Source organism: Kitasatospora sp. NPDC101155 (genome assembly GCF_044768305.1).
Classification (GTDB): Bacteria; Actinomycetota; Actinomycetes; order Streptomycetales; family Streptomycetaceae; genus Kitasatospora.
This window is the reverse complement of sequence record NZ_JBIWPN010000013.1, coordinates 219,940-244,284: the sequence shown is the minus strand read 5'-3', so window position 1 is coordinate 244,284 and position 24,345 is coordinate 219,940. Positions and strand designations below refer to the sequence as shown.

The window sequence follows — 24,345 nt, the reverse complement described above, 5'->3', positions numbered from 1 at the left end:
GCTACCTCACGCCACTCGAGATTCGGCGGCGGCACCGGCAAGGTCACACCCTCGCGGCGTAGACAGAGAGTGTCCAACCGCAGGGTGGAACTTCAACCCGGTCGCAGGGCGCACCCTCCGGGTGCCCCGAGGTTCCGTCGCCCACAATCATCCTGACCGGCAAGCGGTTTGCGACCAGGCGACATCGAGCGTCGCCCGCCAACTCGCGGTCCAGTTCGACCGTGGTGGTGTTCTCCGCCCCAAGCCTGTGGGCCAGCAGTCCCGCCGTCCACCCCGTGCCAGTACCGATGTCCAGCACCCGCATGCCGTCGGCGACTTCAAGGTGCCGGAGCATCTGGGCCACGACGGTGGGCATCGAGCTGGACGAGGACGGTGTGGTGCCGTCCTCGTCCAGCTGGGTCACGAGCGGGAGGTCGGAGCCGACCAACTCGTACCACTCGACTGGGCGTTCGGTCCGGTCGATCCATTCGCCCCGGTGGTGGATCCGGTCCGGCACGAACAGACGGCGCGGGACGGCGCGGAAGGTCGACTCCCAGTCGGCCGACAGCGCTCCGGATCCCCGCAGGCTGTCGACGAGGGTGTCCCAGTTCATGCGATTCTCCTCCCCTCAGGGCTTCGACGGCTTGGGCAGGTTGGTGGGCGGTGCGTCCCGCTTGCCGTCGTGCGGCGCGGTGTCCGGCGTCCCGGAGTGGCCCCCACCGTTTCCGCCGCCCGCCTTGCCTGGACCGTCGGCGCCGGGTCCTCCGCCGTGCTTGCCCATGTGCTCTTCCTTTCAGTGGTGTTGGATTCTCGAGGTCTACCGGTCCGCCGGCCTGGGGGTCGGCGGACGTTCGGGTTGGGGCGGTGGAGGCGTCGGTGTCGCCACGCTGGTTCCTCCCTCTGGGTTCCCGCGCAGCAGAGCGCCAGCAGCATCGCGGCGAGCACAATTGCTCCCGCAACCGACACCGCGAAGGCGGAGAAGAGCGATTGGCGCCCACTGCCAGAAGGGTGATGTGTCACGGATGCGCGCTCTCGCGGTGTCGACGCATCAGCACTCGGGCGTCGACGGCGCCCGAGTGGTCGAAGCGAGCGGTCGACTCCGCTTCACGGACAGCCAGTTCGGCACACCGGTCACAGCCACCGACCAGCGCCGGAGCTGCAGGGTTGTACTCGGCTGTCAGTTCCACCGGGACCACCGGTTCGCCTCGCGCACACGGGCTTCCAGGCCCTCGCGACGCACCTGGTACCACTCGCCGTACGCATCGTCGAACCGCGCGAAGGCCCGGATGAGGCCGTCACCGTCCCGCAGCCACTCCCCCGCCACCTCATCGCGAACGCGGTGAACCTGAGCCGCCGGATCCCAGCGGATGCCGTACCCGTGCGTGGTCCTCGGATCAAGCTCCCGAACCACCTGCATCGACAGTCCGGCCGCCCTCGCCGCCGCAACCGCATCCTGCGTCATTCGTGTGCCCCTTTACGCACCGAGCCCGTAACGTCACACGACGCTACGGGCTCGAACGCAGGGCAACTGCCCCAAAGTGGGGCCCCTTGTTGTTGATCTTCAGGCTGCTACGCCCACCGCCTCGGCGAGGGCGACGGCGTCACCCCGAAGCGCCCCCCTGGACGTGCGGGCAAGTTCGACCACCAGCGAGCGCCCAGCAGGCACGTAACGCACACCCTCGGGCGAAACCTCGTACGCTCGCTTCAAATAGTGCAACGCACCCACTGGTTCGCGGCGCGCATACTCCGAACGGGCCGCGTCCACGAACAGCCGGGAGCGGCGTTCGATGCTCGGGACGCTCAATGGATCCACGTCGGCAAGCCGTCGGAGTGCAGCTCCCGGAGTCTTCAGCTCGACCCCGATCGTGACACCGTGGACGGCCACGTTCCCCGTGCCGAACATGGTCCACGGATGCCAGTAGTCCGTTGCGAGTTGAGCAGTTCGGTCAGCCTCCGCGAACCACCGCCAGGCATCGCCCTCCCGACCGTCCTCGGCCAGCGTCATCGCGACCTTCAGGGCAATCGACCCAAACGTCGACCGCAGGAACTCCGAACCGTCCTCCAGCCACGGCCGAAGCGTGTCGGCAGCCTCGGTCAACAACCTGAGGCACTCCTCCGAGTGCCCGCTGCTAGCCAACCCGTTCGCGGCAATCCACGCCGAAAACGCCAGCATCACCGGGTCGTCCGACTCTTCGGCCGACATCCGGGCCCGGTCAACCAGCACCCAGTACAACTCCGGCTCGGTGACATGGGCCGCGTACATCTGGGCCAGAGCGTAGGCCTCCACAAGGATTCGACAGGCTCGCCGACGCTCCTCCCCTTCCCGGCCCCGCGCGGTCGCGTGGCAGGCCAGCAGCAATTCCGGCAGCACCGCGCCGACTTGCGTCCGCTGGTGCGGCGACGCATGCCACAGCGCCCACGTCTGCCGAACTCGGCCGGCCAACTCGTCCACCGTCGTGGGCAGATCGTTCGGGCGCCGGAAAGTGCCAGCGTGGACAGCCTCCCTCAGAGCTGGCACTGCCGAGTGTGAGAGTTTCCCCCATGTCCCAACCGCCACAGCCCCAGGCGTGCCAGTGAGCGTGCCGACGTCGTCCAGCCGGAGCACCTGCGCGAGCCGGACCAAGGTCGTCAGGTTGCGAAGCTCACGCTCGCCCTGCTCGATCTTCTTCAACCAGCCTTCCGACCGCCCGACCAACCCTGCCAGGACCACCCGTGTCATCCCAATTCGCTCACGGTGGTACCGAATCCGCTCACCTGTCGTCAGCTCCGTCGGCATTTCGCTCATGGCCACTCCCGGGCGGTGTCACGTCTACCCGGAGCGTACGCCGATCAGCTCGCCTAAGGGAGTCCAAACCACCATCGCATCGCCCTTCGGGGCGCCCTCAGTGGCTACAGTCACGGCCGTGACCAACTCCCAGTTCCACGAGGTCGTGGCTCAGCCGCGTAGCGCTGCTGGCGTACTTCGACGAGACGACCGCGCACTCCTCGTAAAGCCGACCTACAAGCCCGGCTGGGAGATCCCCGGTGGGTACCTGCACGCGGGCGAGACCCCAAGTGAGGGAGCAGCCCGGGAAGTCAAGGAAGAGCTCGGCATCACTCCGCCGATCGGCCGCCTCCTGGTCGCCGACTGGGCACCACACCCCACCGAGGGCGACAAACTCCTCTTCGTCTTCGACGGAGGAATCCTCCCGCTGAATCAACTCGACCGGATCGCTGTCGACCAGGTCGAGATCAGCGAACACGCCTTCCACTCCCGTGACCAGCTCGACTCACTCCTCATCCCGCGCCTCGCCCGCCGAGTCCATGCCGCCTGCGCCGCCCGGGCCCACACCGGGACCGTCTACCTGGAACACGGCGCTCCCCTCACGTAACCCCGCACGCCCGGGCCGCCGAGCCCGGGCGCGCGGCAAGCTTGACCGTGCGAAGCAGCAGGACACTCTCGTCCCTCCCCTGCTTCTGCGCAGGAAGTCGGCTTGGCCGACTTCCTGCGCAGCGCCGTAGCCGCTTCGGCGGGAGCCGAAGTGGCTACGGAGGGAAGGGGTGGGGGTGGAGAGGCTCAGCCCACGGAGGAGTAGGCGATCTCAGCGGCCGGCCCGCCGAGCCGACAGGCATTGTCCGTAGTCCCGGGGTTGTCCCGCCCTTGCTGCCAGTAGGCTCTCGGTCACTGTCGATGATGGGATTGACCCCGTGGACGACCCGATCCGGCACCCCCTCGCCTACGCACGTGAACTGCGCGGCTGGTCGCAGAGCTGAACAAGGCCGCCCGGCGTCACGGGCTCCTGTCCGGTGCCGACAAGGCGGCCGTCAGCCGGTGGGAGCACTGGCGCAAGACGCCCAACATCGACTCCCAACTCCTCATCGCCGAAGCCTTCGACGTCCCGATATCGGACATGGAGGCGTACGGGTGGCCCTACTGGCTGCCCGGGCGAGACGAACCGCTGCTGTTGGGGGCTGCCTTCGTCCTTCCAGCACTCCGAGACGCACAGAGAGCCGCCATGGACCGCCGTAGCTTCATGACCTTCAGCGCGATCTCGCTGGCCGGCCTGGCCGCCCAGTGGGCCACGATCGAACCCGAACGTCTCACCTCCGCCCTGGGCGGCAAGCGGGTGGACGACGACCTCGTGGACTGGCTGGAGGACACCAGCAAGGGGCTGACGGTTCTGCCCACCGAACAGCGCCAGCACACCATCCGCCTGATCGATGCCCACCTGAGCACCGTCACCGACCTGCTCAAGGGCGGCGCCTACAGCGAATCCACCGGCCGCCGGCTCCACTTGCTGGCGGCTTCGCTCGCCACCACCTGCGGCTGGCACCGCTTCGACCAGGGCCAGCACTGGGCGGCTGGGAAACTCTGGGAGGCCGCGCTGCAGTCCGCGCACGCAGCTGGCGACCGCGACCACGGCGCTGGAGTTCTGTCCGACTTCGCCTACCAAGCGAACTGGCTCGGCGAGCCAAAAGTCTCCGTCGACCAGCTCGGCCACGCCATCTCCGGCATCTCACACCCCACCGCCCGGTCGCTGCTGCTTCTCCGCCGGGCCCGGGCTCATGCCGCCCTCGGTGACCGCTCCGCCTGCTACCGCGACCTGTCCGAGGCCGAGTCCGCCCTCGCGACTGCTTCCTCGCGCCAGGGACAAGACGCGCGGGATCTTCCTCACCTACCAGGCCAAGAGCCACCTCCAGTCCAACGACGTCGAGCAGGCACTCACCGTGATCAACGAGTCGCTCGACCTCGCCACCCACCTGGGTGCCCCTCGGTGCGTCGCCCTCGTCAGCGAACTCGCGCCGGCCTTCAAGCCCTACCGCCACGTCGACGGCGTCCCGGAGTTCCTGGCACGCCTTCAGGCCAGCTGACTACGACCGGGCCCATCGAGAGCGAGCACGCACCATGACCAGCCGCACCTTCGGCCGCGCCAGCATTACCCTGCCCGATCTCGGTGGCGGCTACCTCTCCAACGTGACATCGCTGGAGAGCGGCCGGGGCACTGTCCAGGACTTCAACTACGCCGACGCCGACCTGCGCGAGCTTGACCTCGCGAACGCCCACCTCATCACCGGCCGCATCGCCAATCTGCGCGCATCCCGTGTGCAGCTCATCGAAGTCCGGGTCGACTCGGTTGAGTTCGACGGCTGTGACCTTGGCAATCTCCAGTGGGTCGGCAGTAGGTTGTCGCGCGTCGTCTTCAAGAACTGCAAGTTCATGGCCGGCAATCTCAGCGGCCTCGCCCTCGACAATGTCCTGTTCGACAGCTGCAGGCTGGACTACTCCACTTTCGAGAAGCTCCGCGCCACAGGTCCGCCCGCCTTCACCCACTGCGTGCTCACCGAGTCGACCTTCACCGGTTGCGACCTCGGCGCCGCCGTCTTCGACGACTGCACGCTGCGGGACGCCGAGTTCGGCCGTGGCACCTACAAGGCGACCGACCTGCGTGGCAACGATCTCACCGCCATCCGAGGCATCGGCAACCTCACGAAGGTCGTCATCGACCGTGCCCAGCAGATTGAGCTGACGCAGGCCCTGATGGCCGAGTTGGACATCACCTTCGGGGACGACCTCGACGACCCGAGTCTGGCATGACTCGCGAGGGAGAACGCGCAGCGATCACCAGCCGAACCCACCAACGCGCCCGGTAGACCCCCCCCCCCGTGCGCCCCGGCTGGGCCGCCGGGGCGCACCGGGTCCACGAGGTTCAGATCAGGCCCTTGGCCGCGTCTCCAGCCGCAAAGGGCTCCATCACCGCGATGTCGAGGGGCTCGGCGAGCGCGTCGGTGGTGGCGGCTGCGATGGCGGCCAGGGCGTCGCCGACGCCGTGGGCGTCCAGGGCGGCCTGGTCGGCCCACTTCTCGACCACGGTGACGCGGTCGGTGCCGGCGTGGACGGCGTAGAGCTCACAGCCGTCCTCGGCGTGGACCGCCGGGGTGTGCTTCTCGAAGGCGGCCAGGACCTCGTCGCGTCGGCCGGGCTTGGTCTTGATCGTGGCGATGACAACGGGCATGAGGACCTCCAGGTATGTTGAGACGATCATGCTATCGACGGCAGTCGGCGAGAATGATTCGGCGAACCACCCAATCACCCGACGAGGAGGCACTGTTGAGCGGGATCACCCTCATGTCAGACCCGAAGGTGGCCGCGGTCCCGGTCCAGGAGTGCGGCGAGCGGCTCGTGGACGTACGCGGTCCCGGGCTGCTGGTCGACGGCCGCAAGCAGGACGACACCGGCGCCTTCGCGCAGCTGCGGACCACCGTCCTGGACCGGCTCCTCGACGCCCAGACGAAGCTGCCCGACGGCCTCCGCCTGCTGTTCGTCGAGGGCTACCGGCCGCCGGCCCTCCAGCGGCGCTACTTCACCGAGTACGCCGCCGAGTTGCGTTCCGCGAACCCGGACTGGCCGGAGGACCGGATCAGGTCGGCGGCCAGCCGCTACGTCTCGCCGCCCGAGATCGCGCCGCACAGTGCCGGGGCCGCCGTCGACCTCACCCTCATCGATGCCGACGGCCGCGAGCTGGACCTCGGGACCAGGGTCAACGCCAGCCCCGAGGAGAGCGCCGGGGCCTGCTACACCGACGCCGACGGCATCAGCGCGCAGGCCCGCGCCAACCGACGGCTGCTCAGCGGCGTTCTGGCGGGCGTCGGGATGGTCAACTACCCCACCGAGTGGTGGCATTGGTCGTACGGCGACCGCTACTGGGCGTTGGCCACCGGCGCGCCGGCCGCGCTCTACGGGCCCGAGAGCCGGTAGCCGAGCCGATGGAGTCCAACCGCCCCGGGGCCGACGTCAAGATAACGTTCAGCACCCAGGGCCCCCGACGGAGCAGGCCGCCCCGAACCTACACCGTCCGGAACGCTCAGCCGGCCGCCCGGCTCCGCCGCACCAGCACGGCGGACAGCGCGCACATCACCGCCGGCACCAGCAGCGCCACCGCGAGCCCGCCGTCACTGCCGCCGACGAAGGCGCCCGTCACCGCCACGCCCACCGTTGCGCCGACCTGCCGGACGGCGTTGAGCAGGCCGCCCGCCGCACCGGCGCTGCCCTCGGGCGCGGTGGTCACCACGGCCGTGATCAGCGCGGGCAGGGCGAAGGAGACCCCGAACCCGGCGGCCAACAGGCCGACGGCCAGCAGCGGGTAGGGCATACCGCACAGCACGGCCACGGCGAACACCGCGCAGCCGACGGCCAGCAGCACCAGCCCGCCCAGCACCGGCTTCCACGGGCCGACCTTGGCCACGATCCGCCCGGTGAGCAGCGGGTTGAAGCCCGGCGGCAGGGTCATCGGCAGGAACGCCAGCCCGGCCGTCGTCGGCGACATCCCCAACTCCCCCTGCAGCAGCAGCGGCAGCAGGAACAGCACGCCCAGCATGGCGAAGTTCACCGCCGCGCCCGCCAGCAGCACCGCGCCCATCCCGCGCGCCCGCAGCACGGCGGGCTGCAGCACGGGGGCGGGGCTGCGCCGCTCGCGCCGGACGAACCCGACAGCCGCCACGACCGCCCCGACACCAGCCGAACTCGCCTGCATCCAGTCGGAGTTGCCGAGCGCGATCAGCGCGTCGGTGGCCAGCGCGAGGGTCGCGCAGGCGGCCAGTTGGGCCCACCAGTCGATGCGGCGATCCCCGCGCGGCCCGTACACCGCCCGTCCGGCCACCAGGCCGAGCACCAGCACCGCCAGCGGGACGTTCACCAGGAACACCGCCCGCCACCCGGCGAGGTCCACCAGCACGCCGCCGACCAGCGGCCCGAAGGCCATCGCGCAGCCGCTGACCGCCGCCCAGACGGCCACCGCCCGGGCCCGCTCGGCCGGTTCGGGGTACAGCCGGGTGATCAGCGCCATGCTGGCCGGCACGCAGGCCGCCGCCGCGACGCCCAGGACGGCGCGCAGCAGCACCAGCGTCCAGATGTCCGGCGCGAACGCGCTGAGCAGCGAGCCGACGCCGAAGGCGGCGATGCCGAAGCGGAAGGCCCGGTGGGCGCCGTAGCGGTCGGCGGCGGCCCCGGCGGACAGCAGCAGCGCGCCGAAGGCGACGCTGTAGCCGGTGACGGCCCACTGCAGCCCGGCCGTCGAACTGCCCAGCGAGGACGCCACGTCGGGTTCGGCGACGGAGAGGACGGTGGTGTCGAGCAGCACCATGAAGTAGCCGAGCGAGATGCCCAGCAGGGCGCGCGCACGTGCGGCAGCACGGGTCGCGACCGGTGGAGCGGCCGGACCGGCTGGAGCAGCGCCAAGAACGGGAGCAGCCAAGAGATTTCTCCAAGTCAGTGGGGGGATCGGTCACCCACTCTGCTGCGCCGCCCGTGCCCGCTCCACCGCCGATCCCTCACACACCGTTCGGAATACCCGAACGCCCCCGTACGCTGTCCCGCAACACCAGCACCGGCATGACCACGACCACACCACGGCCGGCCGTTCGGGGGAACCGAGGAAACCAGTGGAACTCCGTCAGTTGCGCGTCTTCGAAGCCGTTGTCGCCCACCGCACCGTCACCGCGGCGGCGGTGGCACTCGGCCTCGCACCTTCCTCCGTCTCCGAGCAGATCCGTACCCTCGAACGCAGCCTGGGCATCGAGCTGTTCGACCGGGCCCCGCGCGGGATGACCCTCACCCCGGCCGGCGAGCGGCTGCTGCCCTGGTCCCGCAAGCTGCTCGACCAGGCCGACCAGGCCCGCCGCGAGGTGATCGCCGACCGGGCGCGGCTCCGCCTCGGCGCCCTGGAGACCATAGCGGCCACCCATGTCCCCGCCGTCCTGGCCCGCCTCGCCGAACGCCGGCCCGACCTGGACGTCTCCCTGCACACCGACACCGCCCGGGACGCCCTGCTCGGCGGCGTCGCCGCCGGGGCCCTGGAAGCGGCCCTGATCCTGGACACCGCCGGCCCGCTCGGCGAACTCGGCTTCTACCTCCCGCCCGCCCCGCTCGACTACCTCGATCTCAAGGACGTCCCGCTCGCCCTGGTCGCTGCCCCCGCCCACCCCCTGGCGCAGGCCACCACCCTCACCCGCGAGGACCTCAGCGGCCAACGCCTCCTGGTCAACGCCCCCGCCTGCTCCTTCTGGCTGGCCGGCGAACGCCTGCTCGGCCACGACGTCGAACGCGTCCGCACCGGCGGCGTCGCCGTCACCCGCGCCTGCGCCGAACAGGGCCTCGGCATCGCGCTCCTCCCCGACTTCGCCGTCCGCGACCCCCTCGCCTCCGGCGCCCTCATCCGCCTCCCCCTCGACCCCCCGCCCCTCCACCTCCGCCTCGTCTGGCGCGCCGACCGCGAAACCGTCCCGGGCCTGCGCGAAGTCCTCTACGCCGCCGCGGCCTGACGACCGACGGCCCCGGACGACGAACGGCGCGCCCCGGTGAACCCTGGACGCGCCGTTCACCCTGTCCGATCGTCAGGCCTTCGGGCCCGCCGACTGGACGACGTCGAAGGACCAGAGGGTGGAACCGGAGGCGGCCGGGCGCTTGGGAGCCTCGCCCTCACCGCCGTGCTGGTGAGCCGCCTTCATGGGGCCCTCCATCCAGGCCTGGAAGGACTCCTCGTCGCGCCAGCGGGTGTAGACGAGGTACTGGTCGGTGCCCTCGACCGGACGGAGCAGTTCGAACCACTCGAAACCGTCGGAGCTTTCGACGGCGTGCGCACGGTGGGCGAAGCGCTTCTCCAGCTCCTCGCGCTGCTCCGCGGGGACAGTCAGTACGTTGATCTTGACGACGGGCATGCCGCTCCTTCTGCTCCGCCGGGGCCCCGGGTCCGGGCGCCGGCTCGGTTGCTACGTACGGGCAGCAGTCTCCTACACCTCACACCGCGCCTCACCCCGCGCCTCACGCCACGCGGGTTCGGTGCGCCCTGACGGGGATCGACCCGACCGGGATCGACCGACGGATTCGACACCCCGAGCAGCTGACGCACCGGCAGCACAAGGCTAGAAGGACCGCCCCTCCCCCTGGTAGGGCGGCTCGGGCCCGATCGGGTCCGGCCGGTCCCGCAGGTCGGCGCAGAGGGTGGAACTGAGCCGGGTGAGCAGCTCGGCGAGGTCCGCGTACTGCTGTTCGTCCCAGTCGCCCAGCAGCTCGGACAGCTGGGTGCGCCGGGCCGCGACCAGCCGCAGCGCCACCTCCTCGCCCGGTTCGGTGAGCCGTAGGTCCAGGCCGCCCGCCCGGACGGCGAGGCCCCGGCCCTCCACCTCCCGGACCGCCTCCTCGACGACCGCGATCGGGACGATCCGCCGCTCGGCGAGTTCGGCGGGCTCCACCGAGCCGTGGTGGTGCATCTGGAGCAGTAGCCAGCTGGAGGCGGGCAGCAGGTCGAGCCCGGCGGTGGCGGTGATCCGGCGGAACAGGTCGCGCCGGGCCTCGCGGGTGCTCAGCACCGAGAGGGCGCGGGCGATTTCGTCCAGCGAGCTGCGCTCGACCGGGTTGAGGCCGATGGACTCGCTGAGGTCGGGCGCGGTGACCGTGGAGCGGAGCTTCTGCTCGCGCAGGAAGAGCGAGAGGACGAACGCGACCACCGCGACGGGCACCGCGTACAGGAAGACCCGGGTGATCGAATCGGCGTACGCGTGGTAGACCCCGGCCCGGGCGGCGGCCGGCAGCCGGGTGATCAGCCGGGGGTCGGAGGTGATCGCCTCGACGTGGAAGCCCGGCGGCAGCGGTTGGCCGACCAGGGCGTCGGCGAGCCGGGAGCGCAGGCCGCCGGCGAAGATCGTCCCGAAGACGGAGACGCCGAAGGAGGCGCCGATGGAGCGGAAGAAGGTGGCGCCCGCGGTGGCCACGCCGAGGTCCTGGTAGCCGACCGAGTTCTGCACGATCAGCACCAGCACCTGCATCACCAGGCCCAGCCCGAGGCCGAAGACCAGGAAGTAGAGGCTCATCTCGGCCGTACTGCTGTGCTCGTCCAGCCGGGAGAGCAGCAGCAGTCCGACCGTGGTGACGGCCGTCCCGGCGATCGGGAAGGCCCGGTAGTGGCCGGTGCGGGCGACGATCTGGCCGGAGCCGATCGAGGTGACCAGCATGCCGAGCACCATCGGCAGCATGTGGATGCCGGACATGGTGGGCGAGACCTGATGGACCACCTGGAGGAAGGTCGGCAGGTAGGTGAGCGCGCCGAACATCGCGAAGCCGACCACGAAGGAGATCACCGCGACCAGGCTGAAGGTCTGCGAGCGGAACAGCCGCAGCGGCAGGACGGGCTCCACGGCGGTGCGCTCGACCTCGACGAAGGCGACCAGCAGCACCAGGCCCAGTGCGCCCAGGCCGACGGTCTGCCAGGAGCTCCAGGCCCAGGTGGTGCCGCCGAGCGAGGTCATCAGCACCAGGCAGGTGGCGACGGCGGCGATCAGCGCGGTGCCCAGGTAGTCGATCCGGTGTTCGCGCCGCACCTCCAGCCCGTGCAGCACCGCGGCGATCACCACCAGGGCGACCGCGCCGATCGGCAGGTTGATGTAGAAGACCCAGCGCCAGCTGAGGTGGTCGACGAACAGCCCGCCGAGCAGCGGGCCGAGCACGCTGGTGACGCCGAAGACGGCGCCGAACAGGCCCTGGTACTTGCCGCGGTCCCGGGGCGAGACCAGGTCGCCGACGATCGCCTGGGAGAGCACCATCAGGCCGCCGCCCCCGAGGCCCTGGAGCGCGCGGAAGGCGATCAGCTCGCCCATGTCCTGGGCGATTCCGCACAGCACCGAGCCGAGCAGGAAGATCACGATGGAGGCCTGGAAGAAGCGCTTCCGGCCGTACATGTCGCCGAGCTTGCCCCACAGCGGGGTGGCGGCGGTGGAGGCCAGCAGGTAGGCGGTGACCACCCAGGACAGGTGGTCCAGGCCTCCGAGGTCGCTGACGATGGTGGGCAGCGCGGTGGAGACGATGGTCTGGTCGAGGGCGGCGAGCAGCATCGCCAGCAGCAGGGCGCCGATCGGCACCCACAGGTTGGGGACGTTGGCCTCCGGCGGGCCGGGCACGTTCGCCGGGCTCCGGTCGGACGCGGCGAGCGGGTCCGTCATGGCGTCTCCACAGGCGGCACGGCCTCTCCGTAGGGTCGCGGGGCCGACGACCGGACGCCCGTCGGATGATCACTCCCGTCGGATGATCACTCCCAGTTCCCCATGCTGGCAGATACGTCCTGGTTTGTTCCGCCGGGTTGAGCCGAACGTAAGCGCCGGTTCCGTCCCTCGCGTTTCAGCGGTTTCCTCGGGAGCCAACCACCACCAACCGGCACAACACCCCCGCCGGGGGCCGGACGCCACTGTCCACCCTCCGGGACGTCCTGCATAATCAGGCCCGATCGCGAGACCTGAGAACCGAGGACCGACACCCGAGGAGGACCGGCCGATGCCGGACCAGCACTGCCCGACGTGCGGCACCGCACGCTCAACCGGGTGCGGCTGCCTCCCGGATCCGAGCCTGGACGAGACCGCCGTCCTCCCGCACGTCGAAGGCCCGCCGCTGGTCCGCCCGTACGTGCCGCAGTCGGCCGGCCAGGTGGCGGAGGAGCCGCCGCCGGCCGGGGACCCGTTCGCGACCACCGTCCTGCCGCCGGTCCAGCCGCTCCCGCCGGTCCAGCCGATGCAAGCCACGCAACCCCCGTATGCCACGCAGCCGCCCGTCACGCCCCCGCTCGGGCCGGACGCGGACGCCTACGCGACGACCGTGCTGCCGCCCGTACCGGGCCCCGCGCCGGACGCGTACGCCACCACCGTCCTGCCTCCGGTCCCGCCCGGCGCGGGCGAGGACCTCGGCTACTTCCCGTTCGAGAACCAGGCACCGGAGCCCGGGTCCGGGCCCGTCGGCGGACGGGCCGCACGGCGGGCGGCCGAGCAGTCCGCGCAGAGCCCGTTCGCCCAGCACAAGCTGCTGATCGCGGGCGTCGGCGCGGGCCTGCTGGCGCTCACCGTGGGCCTCGCCTACGCCGTGACGCCCTCGTCCGAGCCGACCCGCCGGGCGGACCCGCTGCCCGTCACCACGCTCGCGCCCGCGCCGTCGGACCCGCCCAGCCAGGCCGCCCCGCCCCCGGCCTCCCCGGCCCCCACCAGCGACACGCCGAGCCCGACCCCGACCCGGACGAGCAGACCCAGTCCGACCCGGACCCCCACGCCCACCCCGACGCCGACCCCCACCCCGACGCCGACGCCGACCCCCACCCCGACGCCCACGCCCACCCCCACGCCGACGCCGACCCCCACCCCGACGCCCACGCCACGGCTGCTCCAGATCGGGATGAGCGGGCCCGACGTCAAGGCGATGCAGCAGCAGCTCTACGCCGCCGGGTGCGGATTCGTCGACAGTTCGATCGTCACCGGCACTTTCGACGACCAGACCCGGTCGACACTCATCAGCTACCAGCGCGCGAACCGGATCAGGGGCGAGAACGGCGTCTACGGCCCCAAGACCCAGGCCGTCCTGACCGCCGACCCGGGCTGCTGAGCCGGGGCGACCGCCGCCGGCCGGGGCTCGCCCCGAATCAGCCGGCGATCGCCCCAAAGATGCTGACGCCCGCCAGCACCACCATGATCCCCGCCGCCACCCGGATGATCAGCTTCATCGGCACGTACTTGAGCAGCTTCTGCCCGCCCACGATGGCGATCCCGCCGACCGCGCAGAGCGCCAGCCAGGAGCCGATGCCGACGGCCAGCGGATCGGCGTACTTGGCGGCCAGGTTGGCGGTCATGATCTGGGTCAGGTCACCGAACTCGGCGATCGCGACAACCACGAAGCTGGCCCCGGCCACCTTCCAGAAGCTGTTCGAGGACGGCTCCTTGGCGGCGTGCTCGTCGTCGTCCTCGCCGCCGTGGAACAGCAGCATCGCCGCGCCGACCAGGAACAGCGCGCCGGTGATGCCCTCCACCCAGCGGTGCGGCAGCAGCGAGAGCAGGTGCCCGGCGACCAGGGCCAGGCCCACCTGGAGGGCGAAGGCGGCGGCGATGCCCGCGAAGACGTAGCTCGCGCGGTACTTGGTGCCGAGCACCAGACTGGCCAGCGCGGTCTTGTCCGGCAGTTCGGCCAGGAAGATGATGCCGAACGTCAACGCGGCAACGGTCAAACTCATCGGAGGAATCCCTCGGTCGGGCTGCCCGGCCTCCGCAGCTCCGTCAGGGGTCGCCTCGGCCCGACAGCACTGGAAACGGTCACAGCACTGCGGCCGAAGGTCTCGCCGGCACCGTCCGTCCGGACCATCCGCATCGACCGGATCAACCGGATCGGATGGCTCGCCGAGGTGCCCCGGGCGCCGGGCCCGTGAGGGCCAGTATGTCGACGGTCCGGTGGAGGGCTACTCCCCTTCAACGCGCCCAAGCCTACCCGACGCCGTTGGACGGCCCCGCCGTCACCAGTCCCCGCCCGACCAGCTCCAGCACCACCACGATCGCCGTCGACTCCACCGCCAGCAGCCCGATCAGCACGAACAGCTGCACCGCCCCGGCCTGAACGGGCGAGGCGCCGCCGAGCAGCATGCCGACGAAGGCGCCCGGCAGGGTGACCAGCCCGACCGTACGGGTCTGGTCCAGCGCCGGGACCAGCGAGGTCGCGGCCGCCGTCCGGCAGATCTCCAGCCGGGCATCCCGCTCCTCGAAACCGAGCGCCAGCGCCGCCTCCACCTCGCCGCGCCGCTGCCGCAGCTCGTCCAGCGCCCGCCGTCCGGCCAGCGAGGTGGCGGTGAGCCCGCCGCCGATCAGGATGCCCGCGACCGGGATCACCGACAGGCCCTTGGGCGGCAGCAGTCCGACGGCCAGCAGCAGGACGAGCACCGGCAGCACCCCGACGCCGATCGGGGCGGCCGCCCAGACCCAGCCTGGGCCCCGGGTCATCCGCCGCCCGGCCGTGCGCACCGCGACCGCGAACATCAGCAGCACGAACAGCGCCGACCGCCAGAGCGAGCCGACCACCCAGCTGATCACCGCGGCGACGGCGGCCAGCTGAACGACCGCCCGCAGCCCGGCCCGCACCACCGCCCGTCCGTGGCCGAGCAGGCCCCACCCGGCCACCGCCACCGCGGCCAGCAGCAGCGCCGCGGTGACCACCCCGAGCACCGGGGTGACCGGCAGCAGCTGCCCGCCGGATGCCGCCGACGGAACCGGCATCAGATCCAGCTGGTGAACCACATCCGGTCCTGCCAGGACGACATCGGGATCACCTCCGCCGTGTACAGCGGGTAGAAGAAGGCGAAGCAGCCGACGATCGCGAGCACGATCAGCCCGGCGCCGATCGCCCCGTAGCGGCGGCGCTCGGGACTGCTGCCGACCGGGCCGAGGATCGCCCCGAGCATCTGGGCGACCGCCAGGCACAGGAACGGCACCAGCACGACCATGTAGAAGGAGAAGATCGTCCGCTGCTGGTACTGGAACCAGGGCAGGTAGATCCCGGCCACCGCGCACAGCACGGCGCCCGAGCGCCAGTCCCGGCGGAAGAACCAGCGCCACAGCAGGTAGACCAGCGCGAAGCAGGCCGCCCACCACAGGAACGGGGTGCCCAGGCCCAGGATCTGCGCCGCGCAGCCGCCGGAGGAGGTGCAGCCGCGCGTCCCGTCCGGGACCTGCTCCCAGTACATCGAGACCGGGCGGCCGTCGACCAGCCAGGCGAAGGGGTTGGACTGGTAGGTGTGCGGGGTGCTCAGGCCGGTGTTGAAGTCGTACATCTGCGAGTGGTAGTGCCACAGGCTGCGCAGCGCCGCGGGCACCCAGCTCATCGAGACCTGCGGCAGCGGGACGCCGAGGACGTGGTCCGGGGAGAGTCCGGCGCGGCCGTCGGCCCAGTGCCGGTCGTAGCCGCCGTCGCCGCCCGCGCCGCTGGCCAGCCAGCCGCTCCAGGCACCGACGTACACCACCAGGGCGGAGCCGACCATGGCGAGGAAGGCCGGTACGGCGTCCCGGCGCAGCATGGCCCGCCACGGGTGGCGGGCTCCGGCGCCGCGGCGGCCGGACTGGTCCCAAAGCACGGTCAGGATGCCGAAGGCGGCGAGGATCGGGGCGCCGTTCCACTTGACCGCGCAGGCCGCGCCGACGAACACCCCGGCGGCGATCCGCCAGGGGCGCAGCCCGAGGCTTGCCCGGTCGGCATCGGTCACGGCGGCCAGCTTCGCCCGGACGTGGTCGCGGTCGATCAGCAGGGCGCCGAAGGAGGCGAGCACGAAGAACATCTGGATGCCGTCGAGCAGGCCGACCCGGCTCATCACCAGCTGGAGGCCGTCGACGGACATCAGCAGTGCGGCGGTGCAGCCGACCAGGGTGGAGCCGAAGAGCCGGCGGCCGATCCTGGCCAGCATCAGCACGGTGACGGTGCCGAGCAGGGCGGTCATGAACCGCCAGCCGAAGGGGTGCAGGCCGAACAGCTGCTCGCCGATCGCCATCACCCATTTGCCGAGTGGCGGGTGGGCGATGAACTCGGGCACGGAGCTGAGCGGGACGGACTGCGGGACGGCCAGGATGTCGGTGTTGGCGTGGTCGGGCCAGGTGCCCTCGTAGCCCTGCTGAAGCAGCGACCAGGCGTCCTTGGGGTAGTACGTCTCGTCGAAGACGAAGGCGTTGGGGTAGCCGAGGTTCCAGAACCGCAGCAGGCCGGCGAACAGGGCGACGGCGATCGGGCCGAGCCAGCCGGAGTGGTCGGCCGCCCAGCGGAGCAGCCCGCTCCGGGCCGGTGCGGGGTCGGCGGTGGCCGGGGCCGCCGGGGGGTGCGTGAGCGCCGCTTGCGTCATCGGGTACCTCAACCGGGGGGAAGGAACCGAACTTCCCGGCGTAGCGGGCAGGGGTCCGACGATTCACTCGTTTAGGCGAGTCTCTGCCCGATCCGCTCGGGATCATCCGAATTGGCGATAGATTCTCCAGCGCCCGGTCGGCGAAAACCAAGTCGGCCGGGTCTACCGCCGGGCTGGCGGGATGTCAGGTCTGTGGAGCTGATGTAAGACCGATGGGCGGCACACCGTTCCTTCGCTGGTCATCCAGGTCGGCAACCGGCTGGGAAGCAGAAAGCCCGACCCGCGAGGGTTGGAATCCCCCGCACCGCGCGGAGGAGGATGTCAAAGCCTCGCCGATTCGCCCGCCTTGGGCATCGACGAGAGGCGGGCGGTCGACAGCCACTGACCCTATGGGGCAGTAGTCAGGAAACCAAGCGCAGCGGGCGCCGACCAGGCGATCTGGTCGGCGCCCCACTTCGCGATTCGTCAGGCGGCGGTCTCCAGCTCCCGGACCGGGACCGCCGTGCGGACCACGGCCGGGGCCGCGTTGTCCTGCTCCGCCGTGAGGTACGGGCGCAGCCGCAGCGCCAGCATGACGATCAGCAGCGTCGAGCCCGCCATGGCCGCCAGGTAGAGCGGCCAGGTGCCGGAGCCGACCAGCAGCACGCCGACGGCCGGGCCGACCGCGACGGCGATCTGCTTCACCAGGGCGTACCCGGCGTTGTAGGTGCCGAGCAGCCGGGCCGGGGCGAGGTCCGCGACGATCGGGCCCATGGTGGGCGCGAGCAGCGACTCACCGACGCCGAACAGCGCGTAGATCGAGACGATCGCGACCGTGGCGGCCATGGTCTCGGTCCGGATCAGACCGGCCACCAGGGCCATCGTCCAGGCGCCGAGCCAGACCAGGCCGGCCGCGGCCATCGCGGTGGTGCGGCGGCGGCGCGCGGTGATCCGCACCATGAACATCTGCAGGATCACGATGGTCAGCGCGTTGGCGCCGATCGCGAGGCCCAGGGTGGACGGCGCGGTGCCGACGGTGTCGGTGGCGAAGGCCGCGACACCGGACTCGAACTGGCCGTAGCAGGTGAAGAAGATCAGCCCGGCGAGGACGCAGAGCCGCACCATCGCCTTGTCGGCGAACAGGGCGCGCAGGCCGGTCGGACCGTCGGCCTTCTCGTGGACGACGCTCAGCTGGACCTTGGACATCCGGGCGGTGCCGGTGACCAGGGCCAGGCCGAGGAACGTCGCCGCCTCGATGGTGAACAGCCGGGTGAGGCTGGCCGGGTCGGCGACGTCGACGATCTGCCCGCCGACCAGCGCGCCGATGCCCATGCCCAGGTTGACCAGGGTGAACTGCAGCGCGAAGGCGTGCGAGCGGGTCGCCGCCGTCGAGCAGCGGACGATCATCGTGGCCAGCGCCGGCTGGCAGGTGGTGACACCCGCGCCGAACAGGAAGGACGACACCAGCAGGGCCGGGGTGTCGGTGGCGTGACCGAAGGCGAACGCGCCGGTGGCGGCGAGCGCGGCACCCGCCAGCAGCACCGGACGGGGACCGTACCTGTCGATGCCGCGCCCGGTGAACGGGAGGACGGCCAGCGCCGCCAGCGCGAAGACGGTGAACACCATCCCGGCCGCCAGCGAGCCCAGCCCGCGCACCTGGTCCACGTACACGAACATGTACGGCATCGTGAACCCGCTGCCGAACGCACTGAGCGCGTTGCCGATCTGGACGCGGCGCAGCGGGCCGCCCGCCCCACGTCGCTGCTGCCTCTGCTGCTTCACCGTGCCGGTCACCGTGCACATCCCTTCCAGGTCATCCGGACTGTCGAGTTGAACTCTTAAGGCCGGAAGATTTCAGAGCTAAAGTTTGACGAGATAAAGTCTTAGCACCGGAAGACTGCGGAGTCAAAGGCTTAAGAGATGCACGTCCGCGTGCGACACTGTCGGCATGACTACGGACAAGCCGGCGCCGGCTGCCGACAAGCCCCTGCCGGCCACTCCCCTGGAGCTCGGCATCGCCGAGCAGGTGGCCCTCTACCAGCGGGAATTCCCCACCGTGGACCCTCAGGTGGAGACGATCGTGCAGACCCTGTCCCGGGTCGCCCGGCGGATGGGCGTCGCGTACGACCGGCAGCTGACTGTGCTGGGAATCACCTCCGCGGAGTGGGAGGTGCTCAAGGCGCTGGTGGTGGCCGGCAGCCCGTACCGACTGGGGCCCGGCGAGCTGGCCAAGCGGCTGGGGCTCACCCCGGCCGCGATGACGCACCGGATCGACCGGATGGTCGCCGAGGACCTGGTCACCCGGGAGCGGGACGAGTCCAACCGGGTGCGGGTGATCATCGAGCTGACCGAGAACGGCCGCGACAAGTGGCTGGAGTCGATGCGGATGGCGGCGGTGTTCGAGGAGGAACTGCTGCAGGACATCGCGGGCGAGGAGCGCGCCGCGCTCTCCGGCCTGCTGGCCCGGATGCTGCGGCGGATCGAGCAGAGCCAGCCGGACGCGCTGGGGCGCACCGCCGACCTGGGGTAGCGACGCGGTCCGGCCCGCCCGGGGTGCTCCCCCGGCGGGCCGGACCGTCGGTGCTTCGGACGGGTGCCGCGAGGTCCGTCAGGGCCCCGGGCGGTCAGCCGATCAGCAGGGACCGTTGTCGGCCCAGACGCCCCACTGGCCGCTCAGGGTCGGGTCCTCGCCCTTGGTCCACCACTTGTTGGTGTAGTAGTGGCCCTTCCACGAGACCTTGGTGCCGCCGGCCGCGTAGGTGGTGTTGGGGTCCCAGCTCGGGGCGGCCGGGCAGGTGGCCGGCGTGGTCGGGGTGCCGGTCGGGGTCCCGGTGGGCGTGCCGGTCGGGGTGCCCGTGGGCGTGCCGGTCGGAGTGCCGGTCGGGGTCTGGGTGGGCGACGGCGTGCCGGTCGGCGGGGCCGGGCAGCCGGTGGCGGAGCCGTTGGTGGCGTTCACCATCGTGTCGAACAGCGTGGTGTTGGTACCCAGGTCGTAGAGCGAGAAGGCGAAGGAGCCGCCCAGGCCGTTGCAGTGCGCGTAGTCCAGCTTGGCCTGGATGGACCGGGCGTCCTCACCGCTCCAGAAGGTGGTGCCGTCGTAGAAGTAGGTGGCCTTGGCGGCGTCGTCCCAGAAGGTCCTGGACGGGTTGTCGACGAAGCCGCCCAGCTCCTTGTACATCTGGATGCCGGGGACGTTGCCGGACATCGCGGCCCCGGCCGCCGGGCCGGTGGCGGGCTGGAAGAGGCCGTTCTTGCCGTTGTTCTGGACGCCGGTCCAGCCGCGGTAGTAGAACGGCACACCCATGTTGATCTTGTTGGCCGGGAAGCCGCCGGGGATGCCGTACTGCGCGTCGCCGACCGTCCACGCCTTGATGGCGTTGTCGATCGAGTACTTGCCGTTGCCCGGCTCGGCCGGGGTCGACGGGTCGTTCGGGCCGGAGTACAGCGGGGCCTGGTGGTTGGTCGGGCCCTGCGGGTCCCAACCGCCGTGCATGTCGTAGGTCATGACGTCGAGGAAGGTCAGGTACTGACCGATCTTGTCGGTCTCGACGTTCATGATCTTGTCCTGGCCGGCGCCGACCGCCGCCGACAGGGCGTAGGTCTTGTTGTCGGCCTTGCCCTGGGCGTCCAGCTGGTTGCGGAACTCCTGCAGCAGCAGGGTGAAGTTCTGCTTGTCGGCCGGGCTGGAGATGTTGCCGGTGTGGCCGCCGCCGCCCGGGTACTCCCAGTCGATGTCGATGCCGTCGAAGATGCCGGCGCCCGAGCCTGGGCCGCCGTAGCCGGCGTCGGCCGGGAGGTTGCCCTTGATGAACATGTCGATGCAGGACGACACCAGGTGCTTGCGCGAGGCGTCGGTCGCGGCCGCCTGCGAGAAGTACTTGGAGTAGGTCCAACCACCGATCGAGAGCAGGACCTTGAGGTTGGGGTTCTTCGCCTTCAGCTTCTTCAGCTGGTTGAAGTTGCCCGCGATCGGCTGGTTCCAGACGTCGCCGACGCCGTCGACCGAGATGTCCGCGCCGAAGCTCTTCTGGTAGTCGGCGAACGCGTCGCCCGCGCCGTCACCCGCGTTGGGGTTGTTGTCGTTCGTGTCGGCGGCCTTGGTGGCCTCGAAACACCGCAGGTCGGTCGGGTTGATGTTGGCGAAGTCGTAGATCAGGTAGTCCAGCTTCCCGGCCACGCCGGTGTCCTGGATCGTCTTCGGGTAGTACGCGTTCGCGTAGACCGACCACTGGTCGAAGTAGGCGACCTTGATGCCGCCGCTGGTGGCGGGTGCGCCGGTGGAGTTGGTGGTCGCGGCGTTGGCCGCGGCGCCGCCGGACAGCGCGAGGCCCGCGCCGAGCAGCAGGGAGGCGGCGGTGCCGGCCGCGACGGCGGCCAGGCTCTTCGGGCGGCGCCGGCGGGCTCCGTCCGGAGCCGGGGCCCCGGCCCTTTCAATGCGTGAGCGCAGCATGGGTGCGTGACTCCTGGTTGTGGGGGATGCCGTCGTCCCGGTGGGGTCGCACGTCCGGGTGGGGTCGGACGACCGGGACATGACAGGTATGGCTTGGGGATCGAGCGGGATCAGGCCGTGACGGACACCGGGATGTGCCGAACCGGCGCCCCCGGCACGAGGCCGGTGACGCCGGTTCAGGGGCTCCCTGCACCTGGGCAACAAAAATGGACTAGACCAACTCCTCCGTCAAGGGGTGCCGTTGGCCCTTGAGCCGTGCTTAAGGTTCGACCCTCGCGCCGAACAGGGCTTTCAGTAGCGGACGGCGTTCCCCACCTCGGCCCTGACCGTGCCCGGGAGGTCCAGGTTGCTGCGCGCGGTGGCCTGGGCGCTCTGGCCGGCCGCCACGTCCTGGACGGTCACCGCGGTCGCGTCCAGCAGCTTGCCGCTCCCGTCGGTGAAGTTCAGCTGGATCACGTACCGGTAGGACTGCTGGCCGTGGTTGGTGACGGTCAGCTTCGCCTGCGCCTTGCCGTCCGATCCGATGGTCACCGCCTCGACGGCCACGTCCGCCTTGGCGTCCAGCCCGCCCTTGATCCCGGCGACCGCCGAGGAGGCGGCCGAGATCGCCGCCGAGGCCTCGGCCTGCGCCGAGGCGATCGCCCCGCCCAGCCCGCCCACCACCCCACTCGCCGCCGAGGCCAGCTCCGAGGCGGCGGAGGCGGCGGCGCTCGCCGCCTTCTGCACCGCACTCGCCGCCTCGGAGGCCTTGCTGTTCGCGCTCTTGCCGGAGGAGCAGCCCGCCAACACCACCGCACCGAGCGCGACCGCGGCCAACGTCCCCGCCACCAGCCGACGGCGGTGATCGCCCAGTCGCTCCGGAGGCTGCGCGGTGACGCGCGGCGGGATGGCTCGGGTGAGCGGCTGGCGGTCCATTCGGTCCTCGTTTCTGCCCGGCGCCGGGCTGCCCGGCACACCTCCCCGCCCACCCTCCGAGGGCCCGGGAGCCACCGCCAGCAGGGGTGCTTCCTCCGGGTGACGAGGTCGTCGGGCCGACGGCTACGACAGCCCGGAGCCCTCCTGCTCGTCCGCCTCCACCGCCGCCCGCTCCTCGCGCAGCCGCACCGCGTGGCGCCGCCGGACGACCACGCCGTACGCGCCGGCCGCGCTCACCAGGAAGGCCAGCACGCCCGTCCACGGCCGGTCGAAGACGTGCCCGGTCAGGTGGTCCAGCGAGTACCGCCCTGGCCCGGCCAGGCCGATCGCCAGCCCGGTCGCGCCGAGGAGGGCCGGGTACTCGTAGCCGCCGGACATCGCGAAGAACCCCGCCGGGGCGTGCACCGCCACTGCGGTGGCCATCGTCCCGGCCACCACCGCGCCGGCCGCCGGGGTGGCCAGCCCGGCCACCACCAGCGCCCCGCCGCCCGCCTCGCCGAGGCCCGCCGCGACGGCGCTCTCCCGGGCCGGGTGGAAACCCATCTGGTCCATGGCCTTGGTGGTGCCCTCCAGGCCGCCACCACCGAACCAACCGAACAGCTTCTGGGTGCCGTGCGCGATCAGCACCCCGCCGACCGCGCCGCGCAGGGCCAGCAGGCCCAGGTCCTTACGGTTCAGGCACATGTCGCATCCTCGTTTCCGCCAAGGAGTGGTCGTACCTCCATGGCACCCGAGAGCGCGCACCCGTTCGAGTCGGGACCGCCATCCGGGCGAATCTCAGGCGGCGAGGAATGAACCACCCCGCGCGGAGATTCGGGCCCCGACCCCACGGACCCCGCCCCACGGACCCCCTGCTCCTCGACGCTCACGCGCCTACCGCAGCTCCACCGGCCGCCAGGGCACCGGGCTGGAGAGGATCATCGAGCTGGACGGCTGGCCGTAGCCGCCGAGCCGGTCGCACAGCGCCTCGAACTCGGCCATCGTGGACACCGCGACCAGCAGCACGCAGCAGGCCCCGCCGGTGACCCGGTGCAGCTGGAGCACCTCCGGCCAGGTCTCCACCTCGGGGTCGCGCAGCACGCAGCGCGGGCCGTAGCACTGGATCTGGACCAGCGCGGTGATCGGCAGCCCGGCCCGGGTGAGGTCGACATGGGCGTGGTAGCCGCTGATCACCCCGTCGGCCTCCAGGCGGCGGACCCGTTCGGCCACCGCGGGTGCGGACAGGCTCACCCGACGGGAGAGTTCGTTGTACGAGAGCCTGGCGTCGGCCTGTAGCTCGGCCAGCAGGCGGCGGTCGACGGCGTCCATGGCAACTCCCGAAAAGCAGTTGTGATCAGCGGTTTTTCATTCATAAAGCAGATCGCCCGAACGCCTCGCGAACGACAGCCCGAAGCGCGGTTGCGGTGCTCGTCGGCCATTCAAGCGGGGGGCCATGGCGCCGCACAATGGGCTCCCCGGCGGAACCAGGACGTCCGTCCGCTCCCGCCGGCCCCGGGCGACCAGGCCCGGACGGATCAGGAGGGATCGGGATGGGGCACGACACGGTGGAGACACCCAACCTGTCGTTCGGTCGGGGCGGCGAGCCGGGTCGGGGCACCCCGTACGCGCAGTACGTGCGCCTGGAGGAGCTGCACAGCCTGCAGCACCCGCGCAGCAAGGAGCCCGCCGAGCTGTCGTTCATCGTCACCACCCAGGTGATGGAGCTGCTCTTCGACCTGCTGCGGCACGAGTGGACGCAGGCCCGGCAAGCGCTGCGCGAGGACGACCTGACCGCCGCGCTGGCCGCGCTGCGCCGCGGCACCCACGTGCAGGACGTGCTGGTGGAGTCCTGGGAGCTGCTGGCCACCATGACCCCGCAGGAGTTCAACTCCTTCCGCGCGCTGTTCGGAGAGGCCTCCGGCTTCCAGTCCTCGGCCTTCCTGCACCTGGAGTTCCTGCTCGGCAACAAGAACGCCGCGCTGCTGAACATGTACGCGGAGATGCCCGGGACGCGGGCCGAGCTGGCCGAGGCGCTGCGCTCCCCCGGCCTGTACGACGAGGCGCTGGCCCTGCTGGCCCGGCGCGGTCTCGCGGTGCGCCCGGAGACCTCCGAGCAGCGCTACCAGCCCTCCGAGGAGGTCGCGGCGGCCTGGCGCCGGGTCTACACCGACCCGGAGTTCGCCGCCCTGCAGCCGCTCGGCGAGGCGCTGCTGGACGTGGCCGAGCGGGTCACCCGCTGGCGCCAGCGCCACCTGACCGCGGTCAAGCGGACCATGGGCGGCAAGCCCGGCTCGGGCGGCTCCAGCGGGCTGACCTGGCTGCGCAAGTCGGCCGAGCAGGACGTCTTCCCCGAGCTGTGGACGATCCGGGACGAGCTGTGACGGGACGAAC

25 protein-coding genes are annotated in these 24,345 nt (G+C 71.3%); 8 read left to right on the top strand and 17 right to left on the bottom strand.

Annotated features, from left to right (window positions below):
- Positions 1–43: 43 nt before the first annotated feature.
- From ACIRYZ_RS21785 to ACIRYZ_RS21770, 4 genes are all read right to left on the bottom strand, one after another.
- The gene (locus tag ACIRYZ_RS21785) at positions 44–592 is read right to left on the bottom strand and encodes a methyltransferase domain-containing protein (protein WP_402946439.1); all 549 of its coding nucleotides are present in this window, start codon (positions 590–592) and stop codon (positions 44–46) included.
- Positions 593–607: 15 nt separating this feature from the next.
- Entirely contained in the window at positions 608–760 is a 153-nt protein-coding gene (locus tag ACIRYZ_RS21780) for a hypothetical protein (RefSeq protein ID WP_402946437.1), read from the bottom strand.
- 396 nt (positions 761–1,156) lie between these two features.
- Complete coding sequence (locus ACIRYZ_RS21775) at positions 1,157–1,441, bottom strand: hypothetical protein (protein WP_402946435.1); 285 nt, start codon at positions 1,439–1,441, stop codon at positions 1,157–1,159.
- Between the two features lie 99 nt (positions 1,442–1,540).
- Positions 1,541–2,764 carry a helix-turn-helix domain-containing protein gene (locus ACIRYZ_RS21770; protein ID WP_402946433.1) on the bottom strand — a complete coding sequence of 408 codons (1,224 nt, stop codon included), beginning with the start codon at positions 2,762–2,764 and terminating at the stop codon, positions 1,541–1,543.
- Positions 2,765–2,882: 118 nt separating this feature from the next.
- On the opposite strand from ACIRYZ_RS21770, the gene ACIRYZ_RS21765 reads away from it, so the two are divergent.
- On the top strand, positions 2,883–3,350 hold the full coding sequence (locus tag ACIRYZ_RS21765) for an NUDIX domain-containing protein (protein ID WP_402946431.1): 468 nt from the start codon (positions 2,883–2,885) through the stop codon (positions 3,348–3,350).
- A 345-nt stretch (positions 3,351–3,695) separates the two neighbouring features.
- On the opposite strand, the gene ACIRYZ_RS21760 is transcribed toward ACIRYZ_RS21765, so the two are convergent.
- Positions 3,696–4,460, bottom strand: coding sequence for a hypothetical protein (locus ACIRYZ_RS21760; RefSeq protein WP_402946429.1), 765 nt, complete (start codon positions 4,458–4,460; stop codon positions 3,696–3,698).
- A 76-nt stretch (positions 4,461–4,536) separates the two neighbouring features.
- Here ACIRYZ_RS21760 and ACIRYZ_RS21755 point away from each other — a divergent pair, with 76 nt between their 5' ends.
- Both ACIRYZ_RS21755 and ACIRYZ_RS21750 read left to right on the top strand, forming a co-directional pair.
- On the top strand, positions 4,537–4,830 hold the full coding sequence (locus tag ACIRYZ_RS21755; protein ID WP_402946427.1) for a hypothetical protein: 294 nt from the start codon (positions 4,537–4,539) through the stop codon (positions 4,828–4,830).
- A gap of 34 nt (positions 4,831–4,864) precedes the next feature.
- Positions 4,865–5,554, top strand: a complete 690-nt coding sequence (locus ACIRYZ_RS21750; protein ID WP_402946425.1) for a pentapeptide repeat-containing protein — start codon at positions 4,865–4,867, stop codon at positions 5,552–5,554.
- Positions 5,555–5,666: 112 nt separating this feature from the next.
- Here ACIRYZ_RS21750 and ACIRYZ_RS21745 read toward each other — a convergent pair whose 3' ends face one another.
- Complete coding sequence (locus ACIRYZ_RS21745) at positions 5,667–6,002, bottom strand: putative quinol monooxygenase (RefSeq protein WP_402946423.1); 336 nt, start codon at positions 6,000–6,002, stop codon at positions 5,667–5,669.
- Between the two features lie 65 nt (positions 6,003–6,067).
- Between ACIRYZ_RS21745 and ACIRYZ_RS21740 the strand changes: the two genes are divergently transcribed.
- A complete protein-coding gene (locus ACIRYZ_RS21740; protein ID WP_402946421.1) occupies positions 6,068–6,715 on the top strand; it encodes a M15 family metallopeptidase in 648 nt (215 codons plus the stop codon).
- Between the two features lie 106 nt (positions 6,716–6,821).
- Here the strand turns inward: ACIRYZ_RS21740 and ACIRYZ_RS21735 are convergent, their stop codons facing one another.
- Positions 6,822–8,210, bottom strand: coding sequence for an MFS transporter (locus tag ACIRYZ_RS21735; RefSeq protein ID WP_402946419.1), 1,389 nt, complete (start codon positions 8,208–8,210; stop codon positions 6,822–6,824).
- A 187-nt stretch (positions 8,211–8,397) separates the two neighbouring features.
- Between ACIRYZ_RS21735 and ACIRYZ_RS21730 the strand changes: the two genes are divergently transcribed.
- Positions 8,398–9,276 carry a LysR family transcriptional regulator gene (locus tag ACIRYZ_RS21730; protein ID WP_402946417.1) on the top strand — a complete coding sequence of 293 codons (879 nt, stop codon included), beginning with the start codon at positions 8,398–8,400 and terminating at the stop codon, positions 9,274–9,276.
- Between the two features lie 72 nt (positions 9,277–9,348).
- On the opposite strand, the gene ACIRYZ_RS21725 is transcribed toward ACIRYZ_RS21730, so the two are convergent.
- Both ACIRYZ_RS21725 and ACIRYZ_RS21720 read right to left on the bottom strand, forming a co-directional pair.
- Positions 9,349–9,672 carry an antibiotic biosynthesis monooxygenase family protein gene (locus ACIRYZ_RS21725; RefSeq protein WP_393032561.1) on the bottom strand — a complete coding sequence of 108 codons (324 nt, stop codon included), beginning with the start codon at positions 9,670–9,672 and terminating at the stop codon, positions 9,349–9,351.
- A gap of 204 nt (positions 9,673–9,876) precedes the next feature.
- Complete coding sequence (locus ACIRYZ_RS21720) at positions 9,877–11,949, bottom strand: DHA2 family efflux MFS transporter permease subunit (RefSeq protein ID WP_402946415.1); 2,073 nt, start codon at positions 11,947–11,949, stop codon at positions 9,877–9,879.
- A 328-nt stretch (positions 11,950–12,277) separates the two neighbouring features.
- Between ACIRYZ_RS21720 and ACIRYZ_RS21715 the strand changes: the two genes are divergently transcribed.
- A complete protein-coding gene (locus ACIRYZ_RS21715; protein WP_402946413.1) occupies positions 12,278–13,369 on the top strand; it encodes a peptidoglycan-binding protein in 1,092 nt (363 codons plus the stop codon).
- A gap of 37 nt (positions 13,370–13,406) precedes the next feature.
- Here the strand turns inward: ACIRYZ_RS21715 and ACIRYZ_RS21710 are convergent, their stop codons facing one another.
- The 4 genes from ACIRYZ_RS21710 to ACIRYZ_RS21695 all read right to left on the bottom strand — a co-directional run bounded on the left by ACIRYZ_RS21710 (position 13,407) and on the right by ACIRYZ_RS21695 (position 18,404).
- The gene (locus tag ACIRYZ_RS21710) at positions 13,407–13,991 is read right to left on the bottom strand and encodes a TMEM165/GDT1 family protein (RefSeq protein ID WP_393032570.1); all 585 of its coding nucleotides are present in this window, start codon (positions 13,989–13,991) and stop codon (positions 13,407–13,409) included.
- Between the two features lie 247 nt (positions 13,992–14,238).
- Positions 14,239–15,021: an ABC transporter permease gene (locus ACIRYZ_RS21705; RefSeq protein ID WP_393032573.1), complete on the bottom strand. Its 783-nt coding sequence runs from the start codon at positions 15,019–15,021 to the stop codon at positions 14,239–14,241.
- Complete coding sequence (locus ACIRYZ_RS21700) at positions 15,021–16,631, bottom strand: dolichyl-phosphate-mannose--protein mannosyltransferase (RefSeq protein WP_402946409.1); 1,611 nt, start codon at positions 16,629–16,631, stop codon at positions 15,021–15,023. The genes ACIRYZ_RS21705 and ACIRYZ_RS21700 overlap by 1 nt, the downstream gene beginning before the upstream one ends.
- A gap of 465 nt (positions 16,632–17,096) precedes the next feature.
- Positions 17,097–18,404, bottom strand: coding sequence for an MFS transporter (locus ACIRYZ_RS21695; RefSeq protein WP_402946407.1), 1,308 nt, complete (start codon positions 18,402–18,404; stop codon positions 17,097–17,099).
- Positions 18,405–18,558: 154 nt separating this feature from the next.
- Here ACIRYZ_RS21695 and ACIRYZ_RS21690 point away from each other — a divergent pair, with 154 nt between their 5' ends.
- Positions 18,559–19,140 (top strand): MarR family winged helix-turn-helix transcriptional regulator, encoded by a 582-nt coding sequence (locus ACIRYZ_RS21690; protein ID WP_387625465.1) that lies wholly within the window; start codon positions 18,559–18,561, stop codon positions 19,138–19,140.
- A 102-nt stretch (positions 19,141–19,242) separates the two neighbouring features.
- Here the strand turns inward: ACIRYZ_RS21690 and ACIRYZ_RS21685 are convergent, their stop codons facing one another.
- The 4 genes from ACIRYZ_RS21685 to ACIRYZ_RS21670 all read right to left on the bottom strand — a co-directional run bounded on the left by ACIRYZ_RS21685 (position 19,243) and on the right by ACIRYZ_RS21670 (position 23,283).
- Positions 19,243–21,060, bottom strand: a complete 1,818-nt coding sequence (locus ACIRYZ_RS21685; RefSeq protein ID WP_402946405.1) for a glycosyl hydrolase family 18 protein — start codon at positions 21,058–21,060, stop codon at positions 19,243–19,245.
- Between the two features lie 291 nt (positions 21,061–21,351).
- Positions 21,352–21,975 (bottom strand): FxLYD domain-containing protein, encoded by a 624-nt coding sequence (locus ACIRYZ_RS21680; protein ID WP_402946403.1) that lies wholly within the window; start codon positions 21,973–21,975, stop codon positions 21,352–21,354.
- A 123-nt stretch (positions 21,976–22,098) separates the two neighbouring features.
- A complete protein-coding gene (locus ACIRYZ_RS21675; RefSeq protein ID WP_402946401.1) occupies positions 22,099–22,659 on the bottom strand; it encodes a DoxX family protein in 561 nt (186 codons plus the stop codon).
- A 189-nt stretch (positions 22,660–22,848) separates the two neighbouring features.
- On the bottom strand, positions 22,849–23,283 hold the full coding sequence (locus ACIRYZ_RS21670; protein WP_380610665.1) for an Lrp/AsnC family transcriptional regulator: 435 nt from the start codon (positions 23,281–23,283) through the stop codon (positions 22,849–22,851).
- Between the two features lie 221 nt (positions 23,284–23,504).
- Here ACIRYZ_RS21670 and ACIRYZ_RS21665 point away from each other — a divergent pair, with 221 nt between their 5' ends.
- Positions 23,505–24,335 carry a tryptophan 2,3-dioxygenase gene (locus ACIRYZ_RS21665; protein ID WP_402946399.1) on the top strand — a complete coding sequence of 277 codons (831 nt, stop codon included), beginning with the start codon at positions 23,505–23,507 and terminating at the stop codon, positions 24,333–24,335.
- Positions 24,336–24,345: the final 10 nt, after the last annotated feature.

Coding starts and splice junctions, on each gene's coding strand:
- ACIRYZ_RS21720 (WP_402946415.1), bottom strand. CDS start 11,949: ATGACGGACCCGCTCGCCGCGTCCGACCGGAGCCCGGCGAACGTGCCC.
- ACIRYZ_RS21780 (WP_402946437.1), bottom strand. CDS start 760: ATGGGCAAGCACGGCGGAGGACCCGGCGCCGACGGTCCAGGCAAGGCG.
- ACIRYZ_RS21690 (WP_387625465.1), top strand. CDS start 18,559: ATGACTACGGACAAGCCGGCGCCGGCTGCCGACAAGCCCCTGCCGGCC.
- ACIRYZ_RS21710 (WP_393032570.1), bottom strand. CDS start 13,991: ATGAGTTTGACCGTTGCCGCGTTGACGTTCGGCATCATCTTCCTGGCC.
- ACIRYZ_RS21785 (WP_402946439.1), bottom strand. CDS start 592: ATGAACTGGGACACCCTCGTCGACAGCCTGCGGGGATCCGGAGCGCTG.
- ACIRYZ_RS21680 (WP_402946403.1), bottom strand. CDS start 21,975: ATGGACCGCCAGCCGCTCACCCGAGCCATCCCGCCGCGCGTCACCGCG.
- ACIRYZ_RS21775 (WP_402946435.1), bottom strand. CDS start 1,441: ATGACGCAGGATGCGGTTGCGGCGGCGAGGGCGGCCGGACTGTCGATG.
- ACIRYZ_RS21665 (WP_402946399.1), top strand. CDS start 23,505: ATGGGGCACGACACGGTGGAGACACCCAACCTGTCGTTCGGTCGGGGC.
- ACIRYZ_RS21745 (WP_402946423.1), bottom strand. CDS start 6,002: ATGATCGTCTCAACATACCTGGAGGTCCTCATGCCCGTTGTCATCGCC.
- ACIRYZ_RS21675 (WP_402946401.1), bottom strand. CDS start 22,659: ATGTGCCTGAACCGTAAGGACCTGGGCCTGCTGGCCCTGCGCGGCGCG.
- ACIRYZ_RS21715 (WP_402946413.1), top strand. CDS start 12,278: ATGCCGGACCAGCACTGCCCGACGTGCGGCACCGCACGCTCAACCGGG.
- ACIRYZ_RS21750 (WP_402946425.1), top strand. CDS start 4,865: ATGACCAGCCGCACCTTCGGCCGCGCCAGCATTACCCTGCCCGATCTC.
- ACIRYZ_RS21685 (WP_402946405.1), bottom strand. CDS start 21,060: ATGCTGCGCTCACGCATTGAAAGGGCCGGGGCCCCGGCTCCGGACGGA.
- ACIRYZ_RS21725 (WP_393032561.1), bottom strand. CDS start 9,672: ATGCCCGTCGTCAAGATCAACGTACTGACTGTCCCCGCGGAGCAGCGC.
- ACIRYZ_RS21670 (WP_380610665.1), bottom strand. CDS start 23,283: ATGGACGCCGTCGACCGCCGCCTGCTGGCCGAGCTACAGGCCGACGCC.
- ACIRYZ_RS21770 (WP_402946433.1), bottom strand. CDS start 2,764: ATGAGCGAAATGCCGACGGAGCTGACGACAGGTGAGCGGATTCGGTAC.
- ACIRYZ_RS21705 (WP_393032573.1), bottom strand. CDS start 15,021: ATGCCGGTTCCGTCGGCGGCATCCGGCGGGCAGCTGCTGCCGGTCACC.
- ACIRYZ_RS21700 (WP_402946409.1), bottom strand. CDS start 16,631: ATGACGCAAGCGGCGCTCACGCACCCCCCGGCGGCCCCGGCCACCGCC.